Source organism: Micromonospora sp. DH13, from assembly GCF_020873825.1.
GTDB classification, from domain to species: domain Bacteria; phylum Actinomycetota; class Actinomycetes; order Mycobacteriales; family Micromonosporaceae; genus Micromonospora; species Micromonospora haikouensis.
In genome coordinates this window covers 1-1,323 of sequence record NZ_JAHWGR010000087.1, presented here as the reverse complement: position 1 = coordinate 1,323, position 1,323 = coordinate 1, and the positions used below count along the sequence as shown (strand labels likewise).

Sequence of the window (1,323 nt, the reverse complement as noted above, 5' to 3'; positions counted from 1 at the left end):
CTGACTGTGAGGCTAGCCGTGTCGGCTCGGAAGGTGATGGGCTGATGCCTGGTGGCAGTAGATGTGACTCTAACCCTGACTGGCTTTGTGCCTTTGGCGGGACTTGTCCGTCCGCTGCTGCCGGCGCCGGCCCGGCGGGAGACGTTTGGCCTGATCAGGAGCTTGACCGCCAGTTAGTGGCTGGCGTGTCTCATCACAGTCCTGCCATCTCCGCACCGGACCGGACCCTTGCGTCCCCACGGTGAGGAGAGAACGCATGTCCATGCTGGCAGATCTGGTCGAGGTCGTCATCGGCGTCGACACGCACAAAGACACCCACACCGCCGCGGTGCTCGACACCCGCACCGGCGGGGTCCTGGCCAGGGCCACGGTAAGCACCGACCCCGACGGCTACGCCGAGTTGGTGGCCCTGGCCGGACAGCACTCAGGGCTGCGGGCCTGGGCCCTCGAAGGCTCCGGCGGCTACGGCGCCGGACTGGCCCGGCATCTGGCCGACGTCGGTGAACTGGTCGTCGAGCTGGACCGACCACAGCGCCCGGCCCGTCGTGCCGGAGCGAAGTCCGACCCGATCGACGCCGAACGCGCCGCCCGCGACGCCCTCGCCCGCACCCGGCTGGCGCAGCCCAAAACCGGCGCGCAACGGGCGGCACTACAGATGCGCCTGACCGCCCGCCGCGCCGCCGTGGAAGCCAGCGCCACCACCCAGCGGCAACTACACGCCATGGTGATCACCGCCCCCGAGGTGGTGCGAGCCCGCTTCCGCGGCCAGAGCACCCGAATCATGCTCACCACCGCCACCCGACTACGCCCCACCAGCAACGCCGACGTCGACGTGTCCACCAGCCTGACCGTGCTACGCGACCTCGCCCGCCGCGTGCGCTTCCTCGAAGCCGAAGCCACCGCCCACGAAAAGGCGATCCGCGCGATCGTGCGCTCCTGGCGACCGGACCTGCTGCAACTGACCGGCGTCGGACCGATCGTCGCCGCCACCGTGCTCACCGCCTGGTCCCACCCCGGACGCTGCCGCAACGACGCCGCGTTCGCCATGCTCGCCGGCGTGGCCCCGATCCCCGCCTCCTCCGGCAAGACCGTCCGCTACCGCCTCAACCGCTCCGGCGACCGCCAACTCAACCGAGCCCTGCACACCGTCGTCCTGACCCGCCTGCAACGCGACGAGACCACCCGCGCCTACGCCGAGCGCCGCCGAGCCCAAGGCAAAACCGACCGAGAGATCAAACGCTGCCTCAAACGCTACATCGCCCGAGACCTCTACCGACGCCTCGAAACCCCACCCCCACCACTTGACGCGGCATAGGAGCGTCC

Annotated in this window: 1 protein-coding gene; it reads left to right on the top strand. The window is 70.1% G+C overall.

Features of this window, described 5'->3' with window-relative positions; all coding sequences use genetic code 11:
• The first annotated feature begins 256 nt into the window (after positions 1–256).
• Entirely contained in the window at positions 257–1,315 is a 1,059-nt protein-coding gene (locus LPA42_RS33335; RefSeq protein ID WP_077940493.1) for an IS110 family transposase, read from the top strand.
• Positions 1,316–1,323: the final 8 nt, after the last annotated feature.

Bases quoted from the DNA above. Each gene is read 5' to 3' on its own strand.
- LPA42_RS33335 (WP_077940493.1), top strand. From the start codon at position 257: ATGTCCATGCTGGCAGATCTGGTCGAGGTCGTCATCGGCGTCGACACG.